The sequence below is a fragment of the Paraburkholderia sp. BL25I1N1 genome (assembly GCF_003002025.1).
Classification (GTDB): domain Bacteria; phylum Pseudomonadota; class Gammaproteobacteria; order Burkholderiales; family Burkholderiaceae; genus Paraburkholderia.
In genome coordinates, this window is sequence record NZ_PVZB01000016.1 from 132,296 (window position 1) to 157,129 (window position 24,834).

The 24,834-nt window shown below is 63.3% G+C and carries 26 protein-coding genes; 8 read left to right on the forward strand and 18 right to left on the reverse strand.

Annotated elements, in window-relative coordinates; translation table 11 throughout:
• Window positions 1–77: 77 nt before the first annotated feature.
• The 14 genes from B0G73_RS24140 to B0G73_RS24210 all read right to left on the reverse strand — a co-directional run bounded on the left by B0G73_RS24140 (window position 78) and on the right by B0G73_RS24210 (window position 11,802).
• Window positions 78–341, reverse strand: a complete 264-nt coding sequence (locus tag B0G73_RS24140; RefSeq protein ID WP_106283759.1) for a glutaredoxin family protein — start codon at window positions 339–341, stop codon at window positions 78–80.
• The gene (locus B0G73_RS24145; RefSeq protein ID WP_106283760.1) at window positions 338–1,855 is read right to left on the reverse strand and encodes a DegQ family serine endoprotease; all 1,518 of its coding nucleotides are present in this window, start codon (window positions 1,853–1,855) and stop codon (window positions 338–340) included. Before B0G73_RS24145 ends, B0G73_RS24140 begins: the two co-directional genes overlap by 4 nt.
• A gap of 35 nt (window positions 1,856–1,890) precedes the next feature.
• Window positions 1,891–2,934, reverse strand: a complete 1,044-nt coding sequence (locus B0G73_RS24150; protein WP_106283832.1) for a MucB/RseB C-terminal domain-containing protein — start codon at window positions 2,932–2,934, stop codon at window positions 1,891–1,893.
• A 4-nt stretch (window positions 2,935–2,938) separates the two neighbouring features.
• Window positions 2,939–3,568: a sigma-E factor negative regulatory protein gene (locus B0G73_RS24155; protein ID WP_106283833.1), complete on the reverse strand. Its 630-nt coding sequence runs from the start codon at window positions 3,566–3,568 to the stop codon at window positions 2,939–2,941.
• A gap of 84 nt (window positions 3,569–3,652) precedes the next feature.
• Entirely contained in the window at window positions 3,653–4,252 is a 600-nt protein-coding gene (gene rpoE, locus B0G73_RS24160) for an RNA polymerase sigma factor RpoE (protein ID WP_006051939.1), read from the reverse strand.
• Between the two features lie 101 nt (window positions 4,253–4,353).
• Window positions 4,354–4,839, reverse strand: a complete 486-nt coding sequence (locus tag B0G73_RS24165) for a hypothetical protein (protein ID WP_308706149.1) — start codon at window positions 4,837–4,839, stop codon at window positions 4,354–4,356.
• 14 nt (window positions 4,840–4,853) lie between these two features.
• Window positions 4,854–6,092, reverse strand: coding sequence for a beta-ketoacyl-ACP synthase II (gene fabF, locus B0G73_RS24170; RefSeq protein ID WP_106283835.1), 1,239 nt, complete (start codon window positions 6,090–6,092; stop codon window positions 4,854–4,856).
• A gap of 232 nt (window positions 6,093–6,324) precedes the next feature.
• Entirely contained in the window at window positions 6,325–6,564 is a 240-nt protein-coding gene (gene acpP, locus B0G73_RS24175) for an acyl carrier protein (protein ID WP_004197638.1), read from the reverse strand.
• A gap of 151 nt (window positions 6,565–6,715) precedes the next feature.
• Entirely contained in the window at window positions 6,716–7,465 is a 750-nt protein-coding gene (gene fabG / locus B0G73_RS24180; protein WP_106283761.1) for a 3-oxoacyl-ACP reductase FabG, read from the reverse strand.
• 99 nt (window positions 7,466–7,564) lie between these two features.
• Window positions 7,565–8,500: an ACP S-malonyltransferase gene (gene fabD / locus B0G73_RS24185; protein WP_106283762.1), complete on the reverse strand. Its 936-nt coding sequence runs from the start codon at window positions 8,498–8,500 to the stop codon at window positions 7,565–7,567.
• A 111-nt stretch (window positions 8,501–8,611) separates the two neighbouring features.
• The gene (locus tag B0G73_RS24190) at window positions 8,612–9,601 is read right to left on the reverse strand and encodes a beta-ketoacyl-ACP synthase III (protein WP_106283763.1); all 990 of its coding nucleotides are present in this window, start codon (window positions 9,599–9,601) and stop codon (window positions 8,612–8,614) included.
• Window positions 9,601–10,707 (reverse strand): phosphate acyltransferase PlsX, encoded by a 1,107-nt coding sequence (gene plsX / locus B0G73_RS24195; protein WP_106283764.1) that lies wholly within the window; start codon window positions 10,705–10,707, stop codon window positions 9,601–9,603. Before plsX ends, B0G73_RS24190 begins: the two co-directional genes overlap by 1 nt.
• Before the next feature lie 172 nt (window positions 10,708–10,879).
• A complete protein-coding gene (gene rpmF, locus B0G73_RS24205) occupies window positions 10,880–11,059 on the reverse strand; it encodes a 50S ribosomal protein L32 (RefSeq protein ID WP_006051932.1) in 180 nt (59 codons plus the stop codon).
• Window positions 11,060–11,160: 101 nt separating this feature from the next.
• On the reverse strand, window positions 11,161–11,802 hold the full coding sequence (locus B0G73_RS24210; protein ID WP_106283765.1) for a DUF177 domain-containing protein: 642 nt from the start codon (window positions 11,800–11,802) through the stop codon (window positions 11,161–11,163).
• A gap of 258 nt (window positions 11,803–12,060) precedes the next feature.
• Between B0G73_RS24210 and B0G73_RS24215 the strand changes: the two genes are divergently transcribed.
• Both B0G73_RS24215 and B0G73_RS24220 read left to right on the forward strand, forming a co-directional pair.
• Window positions 12,061–12,678, forward strand: a complete 618-nt coding sequence (locus B0G73_RS24215) for a Maf-like protein (RefSeq protein ID WP_106283766.1) — start codon at window positions 12,061–12,063, stop codon at window positions 12,676–12,678.
• A complete protein-coding gene (locus B0G73_RS24220) occupies window positions 12,675–13,394 on the forward strand; it encodes an SAM-dependent methyltransferase (protein WP_106283767.1) in 720 nt (239 codons plus the stop codon). The genes B0G73_RS24215 and B0G73_RS24220 overlap by 4 nt, the downstream gene beginning before the upstream one ends.
• A gap of 86 nt (window positions 13,395–13,480) precedes the next feature.
• On the opposite strand, the gene B0G73_RS24225 is transcribed toward B0G73_RS24220, so the two are convergent.
• The 4 genes from B0G73_RS24225 to B0G73_RS24240 are packed head-to-tail and all read right to left on the reverse strand — an operon-like array spanning window position 13,481 to window position 16,598.
• Window positions 13,481–14,485, reverse strand: coding sequence for a S49 family peptidase (locus tag B0G73_RS24225; RefSeq protein ID WP_106283768.1), 1,005 nt, complete (start codon window positions 14,483–14,485; stop codon window positions 13,481–13,483).
• A gap of 34 nt (window positions 14,486–14,519) precedes the next feature.
• Window positions 14,520–14,924, reverse strand: coding sequence for a Rieske 2Fe-2S domain-containing protein (locus B0G73_RS24230; protein WP_106283769.1), 405 nt, complete (start codon window positions 14,922–14,924; stop codon window positions 14,520–14,522).
• Complete coding sequence (locus tag B0G73_RS24235; RefSeq protein ID WP_106283770.1) at window positions 14,921–15,580, reverse strand: HAD-IIIA family hydrolase; 660 nt, start codon at window positions 15,578–15,580, stop codon at window positions 14,921–14,923. Before B0G73_RS24235 ends, B0G73_RS24230 begins: the two co-directional genes overlap by 4 nt.
• A complete protein-coding gene (locus tag B0G73_RS24240) occupies window positions 15,573–16,598 on the reverse strand; it encodes an RluA family pseudouridine synthase (protein WP_106283771.1) in 1,026 nt (341 codons plus the stop codon). The genes B0G73_RS24235 and B0G73_RS24240 overlap by 8 nt, the downstream gene beginning before the upstream one ends.
• Before the next feature lie 730 nt (window positions 16,599–17,328).
• Here B0G73_RS24240 and B0G73_RS24245 point away from each other — a divergent pair.
• The 6 genes from B0G73_RS24245 to B0G73_RS24270 all read left to right on the forward strand — a co-directional run bounded on the left by B0G73_RS24245 (window position 17,329) and on the right by B0G73_RS24270 (window position 24,797).
• Window positions 17,329–20,631 carry an Rne/Rng family ribonuclease gene (locus B0G73_RS24245; RefSeq protein ID WP_106283772.1) on the forward strand — a complete coding sequence of 1,101 codons (3,303 nt, stop codon included), beginning with the start codon at window positions 17,329–17,331 and terminating at the stop codon, window positions 20,629–20,631.
• Between the two features lie 204 nt (window positions 20,632–20,835).
• Window positions 20,836–21,945, forward strand: a complete 1,110-nt coding sequence (gene moaA, locus B0G73_RS24250) for a GTP 3',8-cyclase MoaA (protein ID WP_106283773.1) — start codon at window positions 20,836–20,838, stop codon at window positions 21,943–21,945.
• Entirely contained in the window at window positions 21,908–22,570 is a 663-nt protein-coding gene (gene mobA, locus B0G73_RS24255; protein WP_374957031.1) for a molybdenum cofactor guanylyltransferase MobA, read from the forward strand. The genes moaA and mobA overlap by 38 nt, the downstream gene beginning before the upstream one ends.
• Window positions 22,571–22,644: 74 nt before the next feature.
• Window positions 22,645–23,946 carry a gephyrin-like molybdotransferase Glp gene (glp, locus tag B0G73_RS24260; protein ID WP_106283837.1) on the forward strand — a complete coding sequence of 434 codons (1,302 nt, stop codon included), beginning with the start codon at window positions 22,645–22,647 and terminating at the stop codon, window positions 23,944–23,946.
• Between the two features lie 87 nt (window positions 23,947–24,033).
• On the forward strand, window positions 24,034–24,309 hold the full coding sequence (locus B0G73_RS24265) for a hypothetical protein (protein ID WP_106283775.1): 276 nt from the start codon (window positions 24,034–24,036) through the stop codon (window positions 24,307–24,309).
• A complete protein-coding gene (locus B0G73_RS24270; RefSeq protein ID WP_106283776.1) occupies window positions 24,309–24,797 on the forward strand; it encodes a GNAT family N-acetyltransferase in 489 nt (162 codons plus the stop codon). Before B0G73_RS24265 ends, B0G73_RS24270 begins: the two co-directional genes overlap by 1 nt.
• Window positions 24,798–24,834 lie beyond the last annotated feature (37 nt).

Here is a 24,834-nt window from a genome sequence, read left to right on the forward strand (position 1 = left end):
TCGGGTCGACAGGAGAGACGTGAAGCTCGATGTGAACGGCGCGGCGTCGGCGCTGTGTTCGAACCCTTGAGTCGAGTTCAGGGCCTGGCCGCAACCCGTGCGGCGAGCGCGGCACGAACCCGCGCTTCGTCGAGGCGATAGTGACACAGTTCCACGCCGTCGCAGACCAGAACCGGCACCAGTTCGTTGTAACGCGCTTCTAGCAAGGGATCGGTGTCGACGTCGATCACCTGGACCTGCGCGCCGAATTCGGCCAGCAAGGGCTCGAGCGCGGCACGCAGGTCGTCGCAAAGGTGGCACCACGCGCGCCCGTAGAGCGTGAGCGGCGCCGCCTTCGTCATTTCTGTACGCTGCGCGGGCGGACCGGCACGAACTGCGTGTTCTCGCCACGGCGAACCAGCAGCGCGACCATCTTCTGCGGATCGAGGTGCGAACTCACCTCGTCGAACTGCTTCGCACTGGTGATGTCCGTATCGCCCACCCGCAGGATGATGTCGCCCTTCTGCAAGCCGACGCGCGCTGCAGGACCGTCCGCGGCGTCGATCTGTACGCCGTTGCGCAGCTTCAGCGCCTTCAACTGGTCGGCGGGGATATCGCTGACGGCCACACCCAGCGCGTTGGTGGCGCGCTGCTTCGGCGGCTGGGGTTTCTTTTGATCCGCCTTGGCCGATTTGTCCGGCTGCATCTCGGCGATCGTCACCGGCAGATCGCGCGTTTGCCCCTTGCGCCAGATCGTGATCGTCGACTTGGTGCCCGGCTTGGTGTCGCCGACCATGCGCGGCAGGTCCGTTGCCGTGTCGACCGAATGGCCGTTGAACTTCAGGATGATGTCGCCCGGCTGCACGCCGGCTTTGTCCGCCGGGCCGCCCGGTTCGACGCTGCTGACGAGCGCGCCCTGCGCCTTCGGCAAGCCGAGCGAGTCGGCCACGTCTTTGGTCACTTCGCCGATCGCTACCGCGATCCGCCCGCGCACGACCTTACCCGACGCCTTCAGCTGATCGGCCACGCGCATGGCTTCGTCGATCGGAATCGCGAACGAGATGCCCATGAAACCGCCCGTGCGGCTGTAGATCTGCGAGTTGATGCCGATCACCTCGCCCTGCATGTTGATCAGCGGACCGCCCGAATTGCCTGGATTGACGGCCACGTCGGTCTGGATGAACGGCAGATAATCGCCCGTATCGCGCCCCTTGGCGCTGACGATGCCGGCCGTCACCGTGTTCTCGAGACCGAACGGCGAACCGATCGCCACGACCCACTCGCCCACGCGCACCTTGTTCGAGTCGCCGATCGTAATGGTCGGCAGATTGGCGGCGCTGATCTTCACGACGGCGACGTCGGTCCGATCGTCCACGCCGATCAGCTTCGCCTTGAACTCGCGTTTGTCGGTGAGTGTGACATAAATGGTGTCCGCGTCGTCGATGACGTGCGCGTTGGTCATCACGTAGCCGTCCGCCGACAGAATGAAGCCCGAGCCGACGCCGCTGTTCTGCTCGGCATCGCTGTTATCCGGCAAGTCCTGGCTGCCGCCACTGCCGCCGTTGTCGCCGCCACGCGGCGAACCCGGCGCACCGGGGGATTGCGGCGACTGCGGTAACGGAATGCCGAAGAAGCGCCGGAAAAACTCCGACATGTCGCCGTCGTCCATACCCGGCGGCAAACCGCCGCGAGCACCGCTGTTCGACACGCGCGTAGTCGTGCGAATGTTGACGACCGCCGGGCCGACCTTGTCGACCAGATCAGTGAAGTCGGGCAGATTGGCGGCCGGAGCCGCCGACGCCGTATGCGGAACGAGCGGCAAACAAGCCGCCACCACCGCGGCCGCGAGGAATTTGCGCACCGAGAAAGTCGTCATATCGTAGCAAGCCGAGGGATTCAGGATTCGGAGGATTACTTCGGAGCTTTGTATTCTATGGCAGACGCAAATTGCTGCAATGTGGCCTGGGGCACTTCACCAAGCAGAGTAATCCAGAAGTCGCCGCGACGCTTGACGAGCACGTGTGTGGCGCCGCTGCTGCCCGCGCCTTCCTTGCGCGTGTTGTTTTCGACCGGTTCGACGAATACCGAAATGGCTGCGAGGCCGTCGGAGAACACCGCCTGGTCCACCGGAATGGTCGGCTGACCCGGATCGCGCGCGGCCATCGGACGGCGCAGTTCACGAATCTTGCGGAAGCCCGGCACCGTCGGCGTGATCTGCCAACCTTGCGCGGCCATGTCGACCGGCTCGACCGGCGGACGCACCACGGTCCACCCCGCTGTATTACGAATACCGTTGACGATGCCGGCCTTGTCGACCGGCACGCCGATGCGAATCTGGGAAAACGACAATTGCTCGAGCACCTGACCATTCGGGTCAAGCGTCTGGGCACGCAGCAGCAGGCCGGTTTTCTTGTCGGCCCACAGCTTGTACGCAAAGCGATACGCGTCTTTCGGATCGAGTTCGATCACCTGGCTGTCGACGCCCGCGACGCGGTCGTCGCCGAGCAGCTTGGGCTCATAAACCGACAGCACCTGCTCGCCGCTCACGGCCAGCAGCGCCGGAAACGAATCCTTGTTCTGACGCTTCTCGACGACGCACAAGTGCCGCTCCGGCACGAACGTGTAGAGCTCGTCGTTATGACGCAGCATTTTGCGCGGCTTGCCGTCGAGGCTTTCGAGTTGCTCGAATTCGCCGTCCGCACGGGTCGCGTAGTGCGCGATCCGCGAGGTCTGAACGAAATTGCCGCGCTGGTAGACGAACGCGCCCTCGTAATTCTGCTGTTGCGCTGCCTGATGGATGCGATCGAGCAGATCCGCGGCCGTGCGACGGGCAACGAGCGGGTCGTCAGTTTGTGCAAAGACCCGCGGTGTAGCGGACAACAATACGGCTGCGCAGAACAGAAATGCCGGCAGCCGCCCCCAGATAGTCGTTTTATTCAACCGCGGAGTCTGCATCAAACTATTGGCCTTGCGTAGAAACGGCGGCAGCGCGAATCAGCGGCATCGAGCCCGGCATGACCGGTTGTTGCGCGAATTGCTGGTGAGCTTCCAGATACTGGTCGAGACTGGCGTCGCGAATGATGTTGGCGTCTTGCGCGACCGACTGGACCGTCGTTGTCGGTGCAGGCGCCATGGCCACGCGTTGCAGCGAGTCGCCATGCTGGACCGACGCGATTTGCGAAGCCCCCGGACCGCCCGGCACACCTTGCAGTTGCGGCACGACGATCCACGTCAGCGTGGCGGCCGCAGCCGCGACGGCAAACGCCGGCACGACTCGGCGACGCAACGCCAGCAAACGACGCGCAACCGGCATGGCGGCGGGCGCCAGCACGTGTGGTTCGTTGTCGAGGCGCGCGGCGAAACCGCTAAGAAACGCGCTGCTCGCCGCCGGGCTAACCGCCAGATCGTCGGAGCGCAATGCGTCGCCGATCAGGTGATAGCTCGACCAGGCGGCGCGATCCTCGCCGTTCAGCCCAGAAATAAATGTGTCCAGATTCAGATGCTCTTCGCCGAACAGCTCACCGTCGACAAAAGCGGACAGACGCTCGCCGCGCGAGCTGACTTGCGATTGCATCGAGACCGACCCCATGATGCTCCCCATCTTACAAATACCCCGTAGTGACACCACTAATCCAGATATTGCACCCGCGCCCCATCTAGCAGCGCTGGTGGTTTACCAGCGTTTGCCTTCGGGTGTGTCAAGCAACGGACGCAATTTTGCCGCAATGGCTTCGCGAGCGCGGAAAATTCGCGATCTGACTGTGCCGATTGGGCAACCCATCATCTCAGCGATTTCCTCGTAACTCAAACCTTCAATTTCACGAAGAGTAATGGCGGTGCGCAACTCTTCCGGTAAAACCGCCATCGCAGCATTGACCGTCTCAGCGATCTGCTTGCTCATCAACATCGACTCAGGCGTGTTGATATCCCTTAGTTGGTCCGCGTCCGAGAAAGTTTCAGCTTCTTCAGCATCTGCTTCGGTCGAGGTCGGCGCGCGTCGCCCTTGGGTGGCAAGGTAGTTCTTTGCCGTGTTCACGGCAATCCGGTACAACCACGTATAAAAGGCCGATTCGCCGCGAAACTGCGGCAACGCCCGGTACGCCTTGATAAAGGCGTCCTGAGCGACGTCTTCTACCTCGGCGGGGTCCCGCACGAGACGCGAGATCAGCCGGAGAATCTTGCGGTGGTATTTGGAGACCAGTAGCTCGAACGCGGCCTTGTCGCCCTTCTGGACGCGTTCGACCAGCACCTGATCAATTTCTTTTTCGCTCACCTGATAAATCCGTTAACTATAGGGCGCATGGCGGGGCACCATTGTAGCGTTCCCATCATGAGGGCACGTTACGCCGGTAACAGCGGTTACAGTCGTTACAGTCAGGCGCCGGCGCCACGCCGGCCCAGCACGGCCAGTTCCCGGAAAACCGGCGCCGGGAGCGCGTCGGCGGCAAGCAGTACCGTACGCGTGCGGCCCCGTTCCGGCATCAGCGCAAGAATCAGCAAGCGGCCGCTCCACTGCGAACATCCGGCAATGCGCCCCTGCGCCAGCAGCGCACCCGTCCGGCCCCAGACAGACAATCCGTCCGGGCCGATTTTCAACGCGACAGGCTGCGCGCGCTCGTACCGAAGCGCGCAAAGCGCGAGCCATGCCCACACGGCGAGCGTCAACGGAACGGCCTGCCACGTGCCCAGGTGCGACGCGAGACAAGCAAAGACGGCCGATGTCGCCGTCAGAACGAAAACCCCTAACGCAGCCCAGACGGCGACGGAGCGCCGCAGCGAAATCCGCTGCGGCGCTCCGTCGGGCTGGGCCGATTCAGGGGAAAGCGCCGGCACAGCCGGCGCCGTTGACTGACGCGTCACCAACTATCGGGCGATCAGGCGCGCTTGAAGACCAGCGTGCCGTTCGTGCCGCCGAACCCGAACGAGTTCTTCAGCGCGACGTCGATCTTCATCTCCCGCGCGGTGTTGGCGCAGTAGTCCAGATCGCAGGCCGGATCCTGATTGAAGATGTTGATAGTCGGCGGCGACACCTGATGATGCACGGCCAGCACGGTGAACACCGATTCCAGACCGCCGGCGCCGCCCAGCAGGTGACCCGTCATCGACTTGGTCGAGTTCACCACCATGTCTTTCGCGTGATCGCCGAACGCACGCTTGATGCCGGTGGTTTCAGCCAGGTCGCCGAGCGGCGTGGACGTGCCGTGCGCGTTCAGGTAATTCACCTGATCCGTGTTGATGCCCGCGTTCTTCAACGCGGCCAGCATGCAGCGGCGAGCGCCGTCGCCGTCTTCCAGCGGCGCGGTCATGTGATAGGCGTCGCCGCTCATCCCATAGCCGCTGACTTCGGCGTAAATCTTCGCGCCGCGTGCTTTCGCGTGTTCGTACTCTTCGAGCACCATCACACCCGCACCCTCGCCCAGCACGAAACCGTCGCGATCCTTGTCCCACGGACGGCTCGCGGTTGCCGGATCGTCATTGCGTTGCGACAGCGCGCGCGCCGCCGCAAAGCCGCCGATACCGAGCGGCGACACGGTCGATTCCGCGCCGCCCGCGATCATCACGTCGGCGTCGCCGTATTCGATCAGGCGCGAAGCCTCGCCGATACAGTGCAGGCCGGTGGTACACGCCGTCACGATCGCCAGATTCGGACCTTTGATGCCGAACTTGATCGACAGATGGCCGGAGATCATGTTGATGATCGACGCCGGCACGAAGAACGGCGAAATGCGGCGCGGGCCGCGATTGAGCAGTTCGGTTTGCGTCACTTCGATCATCGGCAAGCCGCCGATGCCCGAACCCACCACCACACCGATACGCTCCGAATTCTCGTCGGTGACTTCGAGGCCGCTGTCCTGCATCGCCTGGATGCCTGCAGCCACGCCGTAGTGGATGAACGTATCCATGTGGCGCGCTTCCTTACCGGGGATATAGTCCTCGATATTGAAGCCCTTCACCTCGCCGGCGAAACGAGTCGAGAAGTTCGACGCATCGAACTTCGTGATATTGGCAATACCCGACTTGCCGGCGACCAGATTGGCCCAGCCGTCGGCAACATTATTGCCAACAGGCGAAATCAGCCCCAGGCCTGTAACAACAACACGACGGCGGCTCACGGTAACCCCTTTTTCATAGATGACAAAAGCAAAAGCCACAGCGGCCACAGGAACCTGCCCTGTATGCCCTGTGGCTGTTTAACTCGGCAATCGCGCGAAAACTTGCGCTGTCGACATCGCTGGCTCCTGCTTGGCAAAACGCGCGGCAAAAAGCACCACCCCTGCTGGCGTCGGCAACCGACACGGCAGGGCGTCATACGCCGCCAACGCAGAAACGCGGGCGCGAATGACCTTAGGCCTTGACGTTCGCGCGAGCGTAGTCGATCGCTTGCTGAACGGTGGTGATCTTCTCGGCTTCTTCATCCGGAATTTCCATGCCGAATTCGTCTTCGAGGGCCATCACGAGTTCAACGGTGTCGAGCGAGTCAGCGCCGAGGTCGTTCACGAACGAAGCTTCGTTCTTGATCTCAGCTTCTGCAACGCCCAGTTGTTCTGCGACGATCTTCTTGACGCGCTGTTCGATATTGTCCATTACCCCTCCAAGGGAAAAGAAGTTCAAAAATACAGGTGCGCGCATTTTATCAGGTTTGACCCGGCAAAAAAGCGGCGCATCGGGTTGCTGTCAAGGCATACGCCTTACGCATTTACAAACGCATCAAGGCGCGGATAGTAACCGAATTTGGTTACGACATGTACATTCCGCCGTTCACATGCAGGGTCGTGCCGGTGATATACCCGGCTTGCGGCGATGCCAGAAACGCCACGGCGTGCGCGATATCTTCCGGGCTGCCGAGGCGGCCCAGCGGAATCTGCGTCTTCAGCGCCGTTTGCTGCTCTTCCGGCAGAGTCTTGGTCATGTCGGTGTCGATGAAACCCGGCGCGACGCAGTTGACCGTGATGCCGCGGCTGCCGATCTCGCGTGCGAGCGCGCGCGTCATGCCCGCCACGCCCGCTTTCGCGGCGGCGTAATTGATCTGCCCTGGGTTGCCGGCCGAGCCGACCACCGACGTGATATTGATGATGCGGCCGCCCTTCGCCTTCATCATGGGACGCAGCACCGCGCGCGACAGACGGAATACCGACTTGAGGTTGGTGTCGACCACCGCGTCCCAATCGTCGTCCTTCATGCGCATGGCGAGCTGATCCTGCGTGATGCCGGCGTTATTCACCAGCACGTGCAGCGCGCCGAATTCCTTCACCGTGCCGTCGATCAGCGCTTCCGCCGCAGCCGCGTCGTTGACGTTCAGCACTGCACCGCGACCGTTCACGCCGGCCGCGTTAAACGCTTCGCTGATGGCGGCCGCGCCGCTTTCGCTGGTCGCCGTGCCGATCACCGTCGCGCCCTGGCGCGCCAGTTCCATGGCGATCGCACGGCCAATGCCGCGCGAGGCGCCAGTGACGATTGCAACCTGCTTGTCGAGAGTCTTTTCCATCTGTCAGTCCGGATGCCCTTCGGAGGGCTGATTGATTCTGATGCGGAGTCCTGCCGCCGTCGCGGAGCGCCTGCTGCCAGGCGCGGCGCGACGTTGCGTTCAGCCTGCTTTCACGAGTTTGAGCGTTTCTTCAAGCGAAGCCGGATCGAAGATCGAAGCGCCGACCAGATTGCCGTCGATACGCTTGGTCAAACCCGCAAGGACCTTGCCCGGCCCGCATTCGATGACGTGCGTGACGCCTTGAGCCGACATGGCCTGCACGCTTTCGACCCAACGCACCGCGCCGGCCGCCTGACGCACCAGCGCGTCCTTGATCCCGGCCGGCTCATTGACCACGGCGACATCGACGTTGTTGATGACCGGAATCGCCGGCACCTGCACCTCGACGCTCGCCAGATACTCGCGCAACTGATCCGACGCGGGCTTGAGCAGCGATGAGTGGAACGGCGCCGAGACCGGCAGCGGCAACGCGCGCTTTGCGCCCTTCGCCTTCGCGACTTCGCAGGCCTTTTCAACGGCAGCCTTGTTTCCCGCGATCACGACCTGCGCCGGCGCATTGAAATTCACCGCTTCGACCACGCCCGCCACCGACGCTTCGGCGCACACCGCGCGCACTGCGTCATCGTCGAGACCGAGAATCGCGGCCATGCCGCCTTCACCGACCGGCACCGCCGTTTGCATGGCTTGCGCGCGAAAACGCACGAGCGGCACGGCATCGCGAAACGCGATCGCGCCCGCCGCGACCAGCGCGGTGTATTCGCCGAGGCTATGGCCCGCGACGATCGCGGGCTTCGGGCCGCCTGCCTGCAGCCACGCGCGATACATCGCATAAGCGGCGGTCAGCATGACCGGCTGAGTGTTGGTGGTGAGGTTCAGATCTTCGACGGGGCCTTCGGCGATCAGTTTGCCGAGATCCTGGTTGAGCGCATCGGAGGCTTCCTGAACCGTCTCACGCACGATCGCGTGATCGGCGAATGCGTTGAGCATGCCGACCGACTGCGAACCCTGCCCAGGAAAAACGAACGCAAATTTCATATCGTCCCCAAAATCGATTTAGTCAGATGTGGGTGGCGCGCCCGGTTGACGGCGAGCGCGCTCATACGCAGCCGAGCGCTGCGAATAGCGCTCGCTGCAACGTCGCCGCCATTAGTAGCGGATAACCGACGCGCCCCACGTGAAGCCGCCACCGACACCTTCGATCAGCACGTTCTGGCCGCGCTTGATGCGGCCGTCGCGCACCGCGACGTCGAATGCGAGCGGAATGGACGCAGCCGACGTATTGCCGTGCTCGCCCACCGTGACGACCATGCGTTCCTGCGGCAAACCGAGCTTGCGACAGGTGCTTTGCATGATGCGGATATTCGCCTGATGCGGAATCAGCCAGTCGATCTGTTCAGCCGACAGACTGGCCTTCTCGAGCGCTTCGACCGCGACTTTTTCGAGCACGTTGACGGCGAGTTTGAACACGGCCTGCCCGTCCATATGCAGGAACGCGCTGCCCGCCACGACACCGCCGTTCACATTGCCCGGTGTGCAGAGAATGTTCGAGTGGCTGCCGTCGGCGTGCAATGCGCTGGCCAGCACGCCGGGTTGTTCGGATGCCTGCAGGATCACCGCGCCCGCGCCGTCGCCGAACAGCACGCAGGTAGTGCGGTCGTTGAAGTCGAGAATGCGCGAGAAGGTTTCCGCGCCGATCACGAGCGCCGTGCGATGCTGACCGCTGCGAATGAAGCTGTCCGCCGTGGCCACCGCGTAGGCAAATCCGGAACAGACGGCTTGCACGTCGAATGCCGCGCCGTGGTTCTTGATGCCGAGCTTGTTCTGCAGCAGGCACGCCGTGCTCGGAAACACGAAGTCCGGCGTGGAGGTGGCGACGATGATCAGATCGATGGACTGCGGGTCGACGTCCGCTGCCTCGATCGCACGTTGCGAAGCGATGAGCGCGAGATCGCTAGTCGTGACATCAGGGTCCGCAAAGTGGCGCGCATGAATGCCCGTGCGGGCGACGATCCACTCGTCGCTCGTCTCGACACCTTGCTTGGCGAGACGTTCGGCCAGATCCTGATTGGTGACGCGGTCGGGCGGCAGATAGCTGCCGGTGCCCAGCACGCGGGAATAAATTGTCGATTGAGCCATTATGCCTTCGAGGATTGCGCAGCGTAGGGCTCGGCTGGCTGGCCGGCGATCGGGCTTGCGTGGCCCGCACCGCTCGCGTCGCGCGCCGCCTGTTCGAGAGAACCCGCGTTCTCTTCCATCGCTCGCGCAAGGCGTTCCAGCACGCCGTTTTTGACGGCATCATACCCGCGTTTGATAGCCCACTCAAACCCGTAAGCATCCGCCGAACCGTGGCTTTTGATCACCAGCCCGCGCAGGCCGAGCAACGCGGCGCCATTGTATTGCCGATGATCGACGCGTTTCTTGAAGCGCATCAATACCGGCAAGGCGAGCACCGCCATCACCTTGGTGAGCCACGAACGGCCGAACTCTTCCTTGATGATGTTGGACAGCATCTGCGCGAGGCCTTCAGACGTCTTCAGCGCGACATTGCCGACAAAACCGTCGCAGACGATCACGTCGACCGTGCCCTTGAAGATATCGTTGCCTTCAACGTTACCGTGAAAGTTAAGTGTACTCGCGCGCAGCAGTTCACCGGCACGTTTGATGGTGTCATTGCCCTTGATGACTTCTTCGCCGATGTTGAGCAGGCCGATGGTAGGCCGATCCTTGCCCTCGAGCGCGGACACGAGCGCGTGCCCCATCTCCGCGAACTGCAGCAGATGCTGCGGCTCGCAATCGACGTTGGCGCCCAGGTCGAGCATCATCGTGTAGCCATTGGGATTGGGCAGTGCCGACGCGATGGCCGGGCGTTCGATGCCCGACAGCGTTTTCAGCACGTAACGCGAAACCGCCATCAGCGCGCCGGTATTGCCGGCGGAAATGCAGGCTTGCGCCTCGCCTTCCTTGACGCGGTTTAGCGCCACGCGCATGGAGGAATCTTTTTTCTTGCGCAGCGCGACTTCGACCGAATCGTCCATGGCGACGATCTCGGAAGCGGGTACGACGGTCAGCGCCGGCAGGTCCTGAGCCTTCAACCTCTTCAGCTGCGCACGAATCGCACTTTCGATGCCGACGAGCAGCAGCTCAGCATCGGGATGCGATCGAACGAAGTTGACGGCAGCGGGAACGGTCACGGACGGGCCGTGGTCGCCTCCCATGCAATCTATCGTGAGCTTTACTGTCATGGAGTGCGACGAATTTCAGACGCCCTGCATGGGATCATAGCAAGCGCCGGAGCGCCAACTGCGATCGACACAAAAAAGCGGCAATTGAATGCCGCCTTTTTGCCGAGCCGGGAAAATGTCAAGCGAGCCGATCGCCACGCGAAACGCCACAAGGCGCAACGCAGTGAAACGATTAGTCGTTCTTCGTCTTGACGACTTTCTTGCCGCGATAGTAGCCGTTCGGGCTAACGTGGTGACGCAGATGCACTTCGCCCGTGCTCGGTTCCACGGCCAGCGGCGCTGCCGTCAGGAAATCGTGCGAACGGTGCATGCCGCGCTTCGACGGCGACTTCTTGTTTTGTTGAACTGCCATGACTAACTCCTAAAAATTTTTCGGATTCTAACACAGCCCGACTCGGTGTCCGCCACTGGCCGAGTGGCCAATGCGCCCGCATCGCGCTCCAATGTAACTGTTCAGTGCTTCTTGTCCGGCTCGCCGCGCTTGAGACTCTGGAGCGCCGCAAACGGATTGGGCCGTTCGGGCTCGCCGCCCTCACCTGCTTCGTCCAGTGCGCCCTCGTCGCCCTCGCCTTCAGCACCGGCCACACCAGAGACGAGGCTCTCGTGCACTTCGGGACACATCTCGTGCTTGGGCACGAGCGGCAAGGAAAGCAGCAATTCTTCCTCGATCAAGTCGATGAGATCGAAATGGTTCGAACCCACGATCACTTCGACTTCATCCTCGTCGAGCGGAAACTCTTCGGCTTCCGCCTCAGTGTTGACGATCCGGTAAGTTGCATCGACGTTGAATGCCTGCTGGTACGGTGTCATGCACCGCTGACATTCGAGCCATGCAGCGCCGTGAATCGCCATCCGCAAATAAGGCTGGGGACCCTCGGTGCCGTCGTCCTGCAATTCCGGCTGCGTCGCCCCCTCGGCTTGCCAGGTGAACGCGGTATCGCGGTCTGGCGCTTCTGCCGGGACTTCGTTTAACATGCGCGGCAGTTGCAAGACGCGCACGACTCCCGCGGCCTGACGCCCACTCCGCGCAAATTCGAACAGATCGATATCGTGCGGGTCGGACAGACCTGCAGGGTTGCCAGGATGTTGAGTCATGTGCGCTCCTGCGTCGGCAAGGATTTCGCCGTATATAACCGCGAGGTATAACCGATTTGCGAGACAGCCCGTGAGACTCTTGTATTTGCCCGCAGTGATCACTGCACGGCACGCACCGAGACTCGCCTAGCGCAAGCATACCGATGAAAAGCCCGAAATCATATCCGTTTTGTCTTTTCGAGTCAAACACTTAAGCCCGTACGCGCGCGAGCTTCGCGCAAGCTTGTACGCCCCGCCTCCCTAGCCGTCGATCAACCCATGTCTGATTCTCCCAATCGCCCGCCACGCCTGATTCTGGCGTCGAGTTCGCCTTATCGTCGCGAACTGCTCGAACGCTTGCGCGTGCCGTTCGATGTCGTCGTGCCCGCAATCGACGAGACGCCGCTCGCCGGCGAAACGCCGGAAGTCACCGCGCTGCGGCTTGCGCAAGCCAAAGCTCGCGCGGTCGCCGGCGGACTCGGCGTCGGCGAAGCCGCGCTCTTGATCGGCTCCGACCAGGTTGCCACTTACGACGGCCTGCAGATCGGCAAGCCGGGCTCGCACGCCAAGGCGCTCGCGCAATTGCAGGCGATGCGCGGCCGCGAAGTGCTGTTTCATAGTGCGCTGTGCCTGCTCGACAGTAGCTCGGGCACAGCGCAAGCCGTCGACGTGATCACCCGCGTGCATTTCCGCGATCTGCCGGATGCCGCTCTGCAAGCCTATTTGCTGGCCGAAACGCCGTACGACGTCGCCGGCAGCGCCAAATCCGAGGGGCTCGGCATTGCCTTGCTCGAAGCCATCCATTCCGACGATCCGACCGCGCTCGTCGGCCTGCCGTTGATCGCACTGTCGCGCATGCTGCTCGCAGTGGGCTATCCGTTATTGGGGGCTCAATGAGCGGTACGCTCTATCTGATTCCAAATACATTAGGCGAGGGCGATACCGAGGCTCTCGACGCCGTCCTGCCCGCGCCGGTTCGCGCCCGCGCCGCGTCGCTTCACTATTACATTGGCGAAAACGCGAAAACCACGCGGGCTTTCCTGAAAAAAGTCGGCACGGAACGGCCGATCCAGGAAATCGAGATTCGCGAACTGAACGTGAATACGCCGGCCGGCGAGATCGACAAGCTGCTTGCGCCGCTTCTGGCGGGCATCGACGCGGGTCTGGTTTCCGAAGCGGGCTGCCCGGCGGTCGCCGATCCCGGCGCCCTGCTGGTACGCCGCGCGCATGAACGCGGCGTGAAGGTCGTGCCGTTCGTTGGCCCGAGTTCGATACTGCTGGCGTTGATGGCGTCAGGACTCAACGGGCAGAGCTTTGCGTTCCATGGCTATCTGCCGGTTGACGCCACGGAGCGGGCCAAGCGTCTGCGAGATCTGGAGCAGCAGTCGCGCAAAGGCAAGCAAACGCAAATTTTTATCGAGACGCCGTACCGCAACCGCGCTCTGCTCGACACACTGCTGGCGACGTGCGCGCCGTCCACGCTCGTTTGCGTGGCAGTGGATCTAACGCTGGAAACGGAAACGATCGCCAGCCGCACCGTGGCCGACTGGAAGAAAAAACCGGCGATCGATCTGCACAAGCGGCCGGCTATTTTCCTGATCCTGGCCGTTTGATTGGGTCGGACAGCGACACGCAAAAAAACGCCGCGCGATCGTCGAAAACGGTGATCGCGCGGCGCTCTTTAATTGTCACCAGTAATTCACCGCAAATTGACCTTCCCACCGAGTGCCATGGCGTGAACCGCGCCACTACCCACCGCCGCGCCGAACTTGCGCGCAACGCGGTCCGTAATGCTCTCTTTTACGGTGTAATCGACGATATCCGGCGCTTTGAACAGGTCGCGGGCCACATAATCCGCGTCGCCCAAACCGTCGGCAAGGCCTAATTCAACGCTCTTCTGGCCAGTCCAGAAAAGGCCGGAGAACATGTCGGGCGTTTCATGCAGGCGTTTGCCGCGCCCCTGACGCACCGCGTCGATGAACTGCGCGTGGATCTGATCGAGCATGTCCTGAGCGTGTTCGTCCATCTTCGGCGTTTCAGGCGAGAACGGATCGAAAAATCCCTTGTTCTCACCGGAGGTGTGCAAGCGCCGCTGAATCCCGAGCTTATCCATCAGCCCGGTGAAGCCGAAGCTGTCCATCAGCACGCCGATCGAACCGACGATGCTCGCCTTATCGACATAAATCTTGTCGGCGGCCGCGGCCGCATAGTAGCCACCCGACGCGCACATGTCGCCCACGACCGCGTACAGCGGAATTGAAGGATATTTCGCGCGCAAACGGCGAATTTCGTCGTAGATGATGCCCGCCTGCACCGGGCTGCCGCCCGGACTATTGCAGCGCAAGATCACGCCCGCCGTGCCCGCATCATCAAAAGCGCTCTGCAAGGCTGTGTTGATATCTTCCGCGTTTGCGTTCCTATCCGCCGATATCTCACCGTCAAGCGTCACCATAGCCGTGTGCCGGCCGGTGGCGGCGACCTTATCGCCGGAGAAGTCGATGGCTACCCATATCGCGAGTAGCACGACGACCAGAAACGCAAAGCGGAAAAAAATCTTCCAGCGCCGCGCCGCGCGCTGCTCATTGATCGCCGCGAGCGCGATACGCTCGAGCGCGGCGCGTTCCCAGCCCGGCTCATCGGCAGGCGTACGGGGGCGGCCATTCAGGGACGGTTCCTTCGGCTCGGGAGTCAAATTGTCGGACATGCGGTGCAGTGGAAAGATCGAAGAAGAGAAAAAATCAGGGTGTGGCCGGGCGCAGTTCGCCGTCCGGCAGCCAGAAAACGGCTCGGCCGTCCGGCGTGTCGCGTTCGTCCACCTGAACCGGCCGCAATCTGCCGCCGCGGCACGGACCGCCGACGCATTTGCCCGTATCAGGCGCGTAAATCGCGCCATGTGTAGCGCACATCAAGTATAAACCGGACGATTCGAAGAACTGCCCTTCGGCCCAGTCCAGCTCCATCGGAACGTGGGCGCAGCGGTTCAGGTAGCCGTAAGCGCGGCCATCGTAACGGACGAAAAACACGACGACGTCGCCGCCACCGAGCTTCGCCGCACAACGCACGCCCGCGCCGCCGTCGAGCAGTTCGTCCGATGCGCAGACGCGAACCGCCTCCACCGGCGCTTGCGTGGCAGCGGTGCTCATGCGTTTTCTCGCAGCCAGCCGGACAGCACACTGACGCTCGACGCAACGAACTTCGGCGACAACGCGCTCAACGAATCCGCAGGATGCGCACCATACGTGACGCCGATACCCGCGACGCCCGCGTTGATCGCCATTTGCAGATCGTGCGTCGTATCCCCGACCATCACCGTGCGCGCATTGTCCTGGCCCAATTCGCGCGTCAATTCGTGCAGCATCGCCGGGTGCGGCTTCGAGAACGTTTCGTCGGCGCAGCGCGTGCCGTCGAACAGGCTCGTCAGGCGGGACTGATCCAGCGCGCGGTTTAGCCCGACGCGGCTCTTGCCCGTCGCCACGGCCAGCAAATAGCCCTGATCGCGCAGTTCCTGCAACATCTCGCGCACGCCGGTGAACAGTTCGGTGGTCTGGTCCTTCACCAGATAATGGAAGCGGTAACGCTCGGCCAGCCGCGGATAGTCCGACGGATCGAGCGTGGGCGCGGCAATCTGCAGCGCGTCGCGCAGACCGAGGCCGATCACATAGCTGGCCGCCTCGTCGGCGGGAACCGGAAGACCGAGGTCGCGGCACGCCGACTGGATGCTGCGCGTGATGTGCGCGGTCGAATCCATCAGCGTCCCGTCCCAGTCGAAGACGATCAGATCAAATTGCTCTCTAGCCATGCGGTGTCGTCTCCGGGTGTGACCCATTTCTTAGTTCGTTGAGTTGCGCGATAAAGCTGCGGCATTCGGCCGGCAGCGGCGCCTCGAACTGCAGCGGCGCGCCGGTTGCCGGATGCGCGAGCTTCAGCCGGTAAGCGTGCAGGAACATGCGCTTCAGGCCCGGCTTGGCGTTGGCACGCGCCAGAGCCTTGTTGAGCGCAAAGTCGCCGTACTTGGCGTCGCCGACAATCGGCAGCTCCAGATGCTGCAAGTGGACCCGGATCTGATGCGTGCGGCCGGTCTTCAGTTCCGCCTCGAGCAACGCGTATTCCGGCCAGCGGTCGATCAGATTGAACACCGTATGCGACGCAAGGCCGTCCGGCTGCACGCGCACGCGGCGCTCGCCGTCCGCCGTCAAGTACTTGTGCAGCGGCTCCTTGACCGCGCGGCGGCGGCCCCAGTCGCTCGCCCAGTCGCCGTGAACGCAAGCATAGTAGCGCTTGTCCATCTTGTTCTCGCGAATCTGCTCGTGCAGATTGACGAGTGCCGAACGCTTCTTGGCGAGCATCAGGATGCCGGACGTTTCACGATCCAGCCGATGCACCAGTTCGAGAAATTTTGCCTGCGGACGGGCCTCGCGCATCTGCTCGATCACGCCGAACGCGACACCGCTGCCGCCATGCACCGCGGCGCCGGCCGGTTTGTCGATGACCAGCATGTGGTCATCTTCAAAAATAATTTTGAAATGCGCGGCCGGGACTGGCGCCTGGGAGGCCGTTTCGCTCGGCTGAGCGACGCGGATGGGCGGCACGCGCACCAGATCTCCCAGTTCGAGACGGTACTGCGCGTCTATCCGGCCCTTATTCACACGCACTTCCCCGCTGCGCAGGATGCGGTAAATATGGCTTTTCGGCACGCCTTTACAGACGCGCAACAAAAAGTTGTCGATGCGCTGTCCGGCCGCGCTGTCATCGATTTCGATCATCGAGACCTGGTCGCTTGCGACCGATTTCTGGGATATTTTGCCTAACTCTTTCATTCTGAATATAATTTGCCCAGCAGTCTGCGGCGGCCGGCGCAGTGTCCGGAATTCGGGCGGATTGCGCAGGTGCAAGCGATAAACCGTTATTTTACTTGCGCCGGGGTCTGGTTGCTCACCCTGAAAATGAGATGCAACAAGTTGCACGCACGAAGTCAGCACCCGGCAGGGACGGCGCCCACAGGCGCGTTCGGTCAAGGTCGGCTTCGACGGTAACGGAATTTTGGTAAAAAAGAATTTAACTTTCAGCTTCGGTATCGGGCGGTCTGACGCCCTGCTGTACGAAGCTGCAGGTTGCGAAAATACGGCGTGCGCCCAAGGCGTCTTGTAGAAAATACAAGACATGGCGACGTCAAAATGAGGCGAGACACCCCCAGCAGGAAAAGACGCGCCGACTGCGCGAACTTCCCGCTGCGGCACGACCGCAGCCTTCGACCCTCCGGTCACGCGCCCAGTTGGCGCACCGGCGCGAGTGGACGAAGGCTTATGAAGGTCGGCCGGCAGAACCCGCGGCGTGTCGGGTCGTTATTTGAAGCCGTGTTCGCATGTGCCCTGCGGCACCGTGCCCATTTTTATGGGCCGGGCCCTCTCAGGCAATTCTCCCACCAGCTTTCCCGCTCCAGCGTGCTTGTGAAAACACAATAAGGCGCGGCATGCCGCTGCCCGCTTCGCCCTCGCGACTGACAACCGCGCGGCGGAGGGGCAGGCTAAGCCGCTCTGGAGCCGTTCAATGAAACGAATGTTGTTCAACGCGACGCAGCAGGAAGAACTGCGCGTCGCCATCGTCGATGGGCAAAAACTCATCGATATCGACATCGAAACCGCCGGGCGCGAACAGCGCAAAGGCAACATTTACAAGGGCATCATTACCCGCATCGAGCCGTCGCTCGAAGCCTGTTTCGTCAACTACGGCGAAGACCGCCACGGCTTCCTGCCGTTCAAGGAAGTCGCCCGCCAGTATTTCCGCGACGGCGTGGACATGCGCTCCGCGCGCATCCAGGACGCGCTGCGTGAAGGCCAGGAACTGATCGTTCAGGTCGAAAAAGAAGAGCGCGGCAACAAGGGCGCGGCCCTGACCACGTTCATCTCGCTCGCCGGCCGCTATCTGGTCCTGATGCCGAACAATCCGCGCGGCGGCGGCGTGTCGCGCCGGATCGAAGGCGACGACCGGCAGGAACTGCGCGAAACCATGGCGCAGCTGCAATTGCCGGAAGGCATGAGCATCATCGCGCGCACGGCCGGCATTGGCCGCAGCGCCGAAGAACTGCAGTGGGACCTGAACTACCTGATGCAACTGTGGCGCGCGATCGAAGCCGCGTCGCAAAGCGGTTCGAGCGGTCAGCCGATGCTGATCTATCTCGAGTCGAGCCTCGTGATCCGCGCGATCCGCGATTACTTCCAGCCGGACATCGGCGAAATTCTGATCGACACCACCGAAATCCATGACCAGGCCCGCGCCTTCATGGACATCGTGATGCCGGATAATGTCAGCAAGGTGAAGCGGTATCACGACGACGTGCCGCTCTTCTCGCGCTTCCAGATCGAGCACCAGATCGAAACAGCGTATTCACGCACCGTGCCGTTGCCTTCGGGCGGCGCGATCGTGATCGACCACACCGAAGCGCTGGTCGCGATCGACGTGAACTCGGCACGCGCCACCAAGGGCGCCGACATCGAGGAAACGGCCGCACGCACCAACCTGGAAGCCGCGGACGAAGTCGCCCGCCAGTTGCGCCTGCGCGACCTGGGCGGTCTGATCGTGATCGACTTCATCGACATGGAATCGGCCAAGAGCCAGCGCGAAGTCGAACAGCGCCTGAAAGACGCGCTCAAGCACGACCGGGCGCGCGTCCAGATGGGCAAGATTTCGCGTTTCGGCCTGATGGAACTGTCGCGTCAGCGTCTGCGTCCGGCCCTCTCGGAAGGCAGCCACGTGACCTGCCCGCGCTGTAACGGCACGGGTCATATCCGCGATACCGAATCGTCCGCGCTGCAAGTGCTGCGGATCATTCAGGAAGAAGCGATGAAGGAAAACACCGCGGCAATTCATTGCCAGGTGCCGGTCGAAGTGACCGCCTTCCTGTTGAACGAAAAGCGCGCCGAGATCAACAAGATCGAATCGCGTTTCAAGGTCAACGTCGTGCTGATTCCCAACAAGCACCTCGATACGCCGCATTACAAACTCGAGCGTCTGCGTCACGACGACGCGCGCCTCGACGATCCGCGCGCTTCGTGGAAGATGGCCGAAGAAGCGGCTCGCGAACTGGAATCGGAAACCGGTTACAGCAAGCGCACCGAAGAAGTGAAGCCGAAGCAGGAAGCGGCGGTCAAGGGCATCACGCCTGAAAAGCCGGCGCCGAGCGCGCCGGTTCGCCCGGTCGCCGCCCCAGCTCCGGTCGCGGTCACGCCGGCAAGCGGCGGCTTCATCGGCTGGTTGAAGAATCTGTTCGGCGTGCAGCCCGCCGCTCCGGCGCCTGTCGCACCGGCGCCGGCTGACAAGCAGGCACGTCCGCAACGCGGCGAACGCACGGAGCGCGGTGAGCGCACCGGCGAACGCGGCGGCGATCGCAACCGTAATCGCCGTACCGGCACAGGCACTCGCGACGCAGCGGGCCGTGGCGAAGGCACGACTGGTGGCCGTCAGGGCCAAGGTCAGCAGCCGTCGCAACGCCGTGAAGAGCGCGAGCCGCGTGAAGGCCGTGAGGTGCAGGCACGCGAAGGCCGCGAGCCGCGCGAAGCACGTGAAGCACGCGAACCGCGTGGCAATCGTGAGCCGCGCGAAGCCCGCGAAGGCCGTGCACCGCGCGAGGCACGCGAGGCTCGTGAGCCGCGCGAGGGTCGTGAAAACCGTGACCGCGACAATCGCGGCACCGAGCGCGCGGAAACGGCGGAAGCCGCACCGCGTGGCGAACGTCCGGAACGCGGCGAGCGCCGTGAGCGTGGCGAACGTGCTGAACGTGGCGAACGCCGCAAGCCGCAAGGAGAAACCGCGGACGCGTTGACGCAAAGCGAAGCGCAAACGGCGGAAGAACTGGTGCAAAACCAGACCGCCTTGGGCGAAAACGGCGCGCCGATCGATCAGGAAGCAGTGGCGCGTGAAGGCGAAGAGCGCCGTCGTCGCCGTCGCGGCCGTCGCGGTGGCCGTCGTGAGCGTGAAGAGGACGTGAACGGCAATCCGGCGGCGGACGTCGCGGAAGCTGAAGGCGACAACGCGAGCGCAACCGACGAAGCACCGGTGCGCACGGCGCATCAGCCGGTCGAACACAAGCCGGAAGTTGTCGAGGCGAAGGACGTGACGCCGGTGGAAGTGGTGGTCGCTGCTGTCGCAACGGAAACCGTCGTGGTAAGCGAGCTGCACGCCGCAAGCGAAACGCCGGCTCTGGCCGTCGAAAAGGCTGCGAAGACGGAAGCGGTGGTACCGGTCGCGCAAGCGCCGGTTGCGCCGGCCGCCGTCGAGCCGGTCGCCGAAACGCCGGTGGCGCAAGCCGCTGCGGAGCCGGTCGAAGCAGCGCAAGCTGGGCCGGCCGCTAGCGAAACGGTTTCGCTGGTCGAACCGGTCGCACGTGCCCAAGCCCCGGCTCAAGCGCCGGTCGAAGCGCCGGCAGTTGCGCCGGTTGTCGAAGCGCAAGCCGCTGCTCCGGCTCCGGTCGAAACCGCGGCTCCCGCTGTGGTGGTCCAAGCGCCTGCTGTTCAACCTGCACTGCAGGCTGAGATCGTCGAACCGCAGCCGGTCGTGGCAGCGGTAGCACCGGCAGCCGAATCGGCAGCGATCGAACCGGCGCCTGTCGCCGTCGCGCCGCAAGCTGCGCAGCAAGCGCCGCGTCAGGCCGCCGTGTCGGCGGAAGCCCTGCAGCCGGTGCTGGAACAAGCCGGCCTCGTCTGGGTGAACACCGACGCCGACAAGCTGCGCGCGGCTCAGGAAGCCGCTGCGCAGACCACCAAGCCGGCTCGTGTGGTGCGCGAACGCAAACCGCTGCCGCCGCTCGACAGCGCGCCGATGCAACAGGTGGAAACAGGCGGCCACCCGCAGTAAGCCGCCCCGCCGCACTCAAAAAGCCCGCCCTCACCGGCGGGCTTTTTTTATGGGCGCGCGCCGCAGCTCGAACGCGCCGCGATAAGCCACTCCCCGTATACCCCGACACGGCCTGGGGTACCCCTGCCGCCTGAAGCATTTCCGATAGAATGAATATCTAGCTCTAATTTCAAGCACTAACCGACGCATTCATTGAAGCAAGTCATGTCCCGACGCATCATCCCTGTTGCCGATCTCAGCGCCGTGCCGGTCATTGCCGGCCCCGTGCAGACGCCCAGCGGCGCGCTGCACGACACGCTTGCGCGGCCGTTGCGCGACCTGCGCATTTCGGTCACGGATCGCTGCAATTTCCGGTGCGTCTATTGCATGCCTCGCGCGGTGTTCGACAAGGACTACACGTTTTTGCCGCACAGCGCCTTGCTGAGCTTCGAGGAAATTGAACGGCTGGCGCGACTGTTCGTCGCACACGGCGTCGAGAAAATCCGTCTGACGGGCGGCGAACCGCTATTGCGTAAGAATCTGGAATTCCTGATCGAACGCCTCGCGCAACTGACCACGCCGGCGGGCCGTCCGCTCGATCTGACGCTGACCACCAACGGTTCGCTGCTGGAACGCAAGGCACGCAGCCTGAAAGACGCCGGTTTGACCCGAGTCACGGTGAGCCTCGACGCGCTCGACGACACGCTGTTCCGCCGCATGAACGATGCGGACTTCGCCGTCGGCGACGTGCTGGACGGCATTGCCGCGGCGCACGCGGTAGGCCTCGCGCCGGTCAAGGTCAACATGGTCGTCAAGCGCGGCACCAACGACAGCGAAATCGTGCCGATGGCGCGTCACTTCAAAGGCTCGGGCGCGGTGCTGCGCTTCATCGAATACATGGACGTAGGCACGTCGAACGGCTGGAACATGACGGAAGTGCTGCCGTCCGCCGACGTCGTCACGCGCATTGCCGAGCACTTCCCGCTTGCGCCGCTCGAAGCGCACAGCGCCGCCGAGACTGCGCAGCGCTGGGGCTACGTCGACGGCGGCGGCGAGATCGGTGTGATTTCGAGTGTGACGCGCGCGTTTTGCGGCAGCTGCACGCGAGCGCGTCTGTCGACCGAAGGCAAGCTCTACCTGTGCCTGTTCGCCTCGTCGGGGCACGACCTGCGCGCGCTGGTGCGCAACGGCGCGAGCGACGCCGACATCGCCACCGCCATCGCCGAAATCTGGCAGGAGCGCGGCGACCGCTATTCGCAACTGCGCGGCAGCAACGCCGCCGAGTCGCTCGTGCGCGATGGCCGCCGCGTCGAGATGTCGTACATCGGCGGCTGAGCGGCGGCACGTGAAGCCGACGCGCGACCACATCACCGGACTGTTGCTTGCGGGCGGCCGCGGCATGCGCATGGGCGGCGCCGATAAGGGTCTGCAAATGCTGCATGGCGAGCCGCTCGCCGTCCATGTGCTCAAGCGCCTCGCGCCGCAAACCGGCGCCCTGCTGATCAGCGCCAATCGTCACCCTGAGGCCTACAGCGCGCTCGGTGCGCCGTTCGACGCCAAGGTAGTGGCGGACACTCTGGCCGACTTTCCGGGCCCGCTGGCAGGCTTGCTCGCGGGGCTACGTGCAGCCGGTGGCAATTATCTACTCAGCGCTCCCTGCGACTCACCGTGGCTGCCCGCCGACCTGGCCGAACGCCTCGCGCACGCGCTGGCCTCGAACGAGGCCGACATCGCCACGGTCACCACCATCGACGCGCACGGCCAAACGTCCTTGCATCCGGTCTTCGCGTTTCTGCGCACGAGTCTCGCCGACGATCTCTCGGCCTTCCTCGAAGCCGGCGAGCGTAAAGTGCGCGCGTGGTACGCGCGCCACAAGACGGTGGAAGTCGTCTTTACCGACGAGCGCGCGTTTTACAATATCAATTCGCTACAGGAACTCGCCGACCTCCAGCGTGATTGAGGCCACGGTTGAAATCCCGCTCCGGCCGCACGGCAACCGCCGCTTCCGCCGCCGGTCGCGACGCTCAGCTCTTCATGACCACGCCTAACGAATTTTCCCGCTGCGTCGCGCAGTACGATCCTCACGCGCTGCCTGTCCCGGCCGCACAGGCAATTGTTCGCCAGTGGGCCGCGCCAGTCACGGCCATTGAACGCTTGGCCTTGCGCGACGCGCTCGACCGCGTGCTCGCGGCCGATATCGTGTCGCCAATCGACGTCCCCTCGCACGACAATTCCGCCATGGACGGCTACGCGTTCAACCGCGCGGCACTCGCCACGGGCGCGGCCACGGTCGAATTGGCGATCGTCGGCAAGGCGCTGGCCGGGCATCCGTTCGCGGGCCGCGTCGAGGCCTCGCAATGCGTGCGCGTGATGACCGGCGCCTGCATGCCGGCCGACTGCGACACGGTCGTCCCGCAAGAGCTCGTCGAGCGCGGCACCGATTCCGTTTCAATTCGCTTTGCGGCCAATGCAGTAACGGCCGGCGCAAATCGACGCCTCGCCGGCGAAGACCTCGCGCGCGGCCATGCCGCGCTGCGATCGGGCCGCATCATGCGTGCGTCGGACCTCGGCTTGCTGGCCTCGCTCGGTATCGGCGAAGTCAATGTCAGGCGGCGTTTGCGCGTCGCTTTCTTCTCGACCGGCGACGAATTGCGCTCGCTCGGCGAGCCGCTCGATCCAGGCTGCGTGTACGACAGCAACCGCTACACGCTGTTCGCCATGCTGCGGCGCCTGAACATCGACGCACTCGATCTCGGCGTAGTGCGCGACGAACCCGCCGCAATGGAAGGCGCCTTGCGCAGCGCCGCGGCGAATGCCGACGTGGTGCTGACCTCGGGCGGCGTCTCGGTCGGCGAGGCGGATTTCACGAGGCAACTGCTGCAAACTTTTGGCGACGTCGCGTTCTGGAATCTCGCCATGCGCCCAGGCCGACCACTCGCCTTCGGCCGCGTCTGGTCCGGTGAGCGTCCGGGTGTCGGGCGTCCCGCGTTATTCTTCGGTTTGCCGGGCAATCCGGTCGCCGTGATGGTGGCGTTCTATCAGATCGTGCGCGAGGTGCTGTTGCTGATGTCGGGCGCCACGCCGCAACCGCTGCCGGTCATTCACGCCATGAGCCGGCGGGCCATCCGCAAACGCGCCGGGCGCACCGAGTTCCAGCGCGGTCTGGCCGAGCAGGACGTGCATGGACAATGGCACGTCACGCCGACCGGTTCGCAGAGCTCCGGCGTGCTGAGTTCGATGAGCGAAGCTAATTGCTTCATCGTGCTCGGGCACGATGAAGGCGAGATCGCCGAAGGTGAACGCGTCGCCATCATGCTGTTCGACGGACTCATCTGACGGCTGACGCGGGGCTGAGGCAACGCACCCGCCAGCGCTCATTTGCTGCTTTACCCACTACTACTACGACACACGGGTTTGACTTACATGAAAAAACAGATCTCGTTCATTGCACCGGGACAGACGGCCAAAGCACTCATCCTCGTGTACCTGACGTTTTCGGTGCCGATCGTGCTGCTGGGCGTGCTGGTCGCGTTCGTGCGCTATGGCTCGGTGGAACTGAGCACGGTGTTCAGCGCGCTGCTGCTGAATGCGATTCTCGGTTTCATCCTGCTGTGGATCGCATGCCATGCGTATAACTGGGTGGCGTCCCGCTTCGGCGGCATTGAAATCCATCTAACCGACGCACCGGAAGAGGCGTAATGCCCGCGACGATCCGCGCCGCTACGCCCGCGGACACCGGTGCCATTTTCGCGCTGACGTACGAACTCGCGCAGTTCGAAAGTCTCACGCACGTGTTCGTCGCGACCGAAGACGGCTTGCGCGACGCGCTATTCGGGGCGCGGCCTTCAATCGAGGCGCTGGTGGCGGAAAACGAAGGCCGCATCGTCGGCTATGCGCTGTTCTTCCACAATTACTCGAGCTTCGTCGGCAAGCGCGGACTGTATCTGGAAGACGTCTACGTGCAACCCTCGCAACGCGGTAGCGGTCTTGGCACCGCGTTGTTGCAGCGTCTTGCCGCATTGGCGGTGGAACGACAATGCGGGCGGTTCGAATGGACCGTGCTGGACTGGAACCAGCAGGCCATCAGCTTCTATGAAAAGATGGGCGCGACTGTCATGCCGGATTGGCGTGTGGTGCGTCTGACAGGTGAGGCGCTGGAACAGCTGGCGGCGGGCGCAAGCGCCTGAGCGAGTGCCGGACGTGTTCTTGCGTTGCTTTTCGCCG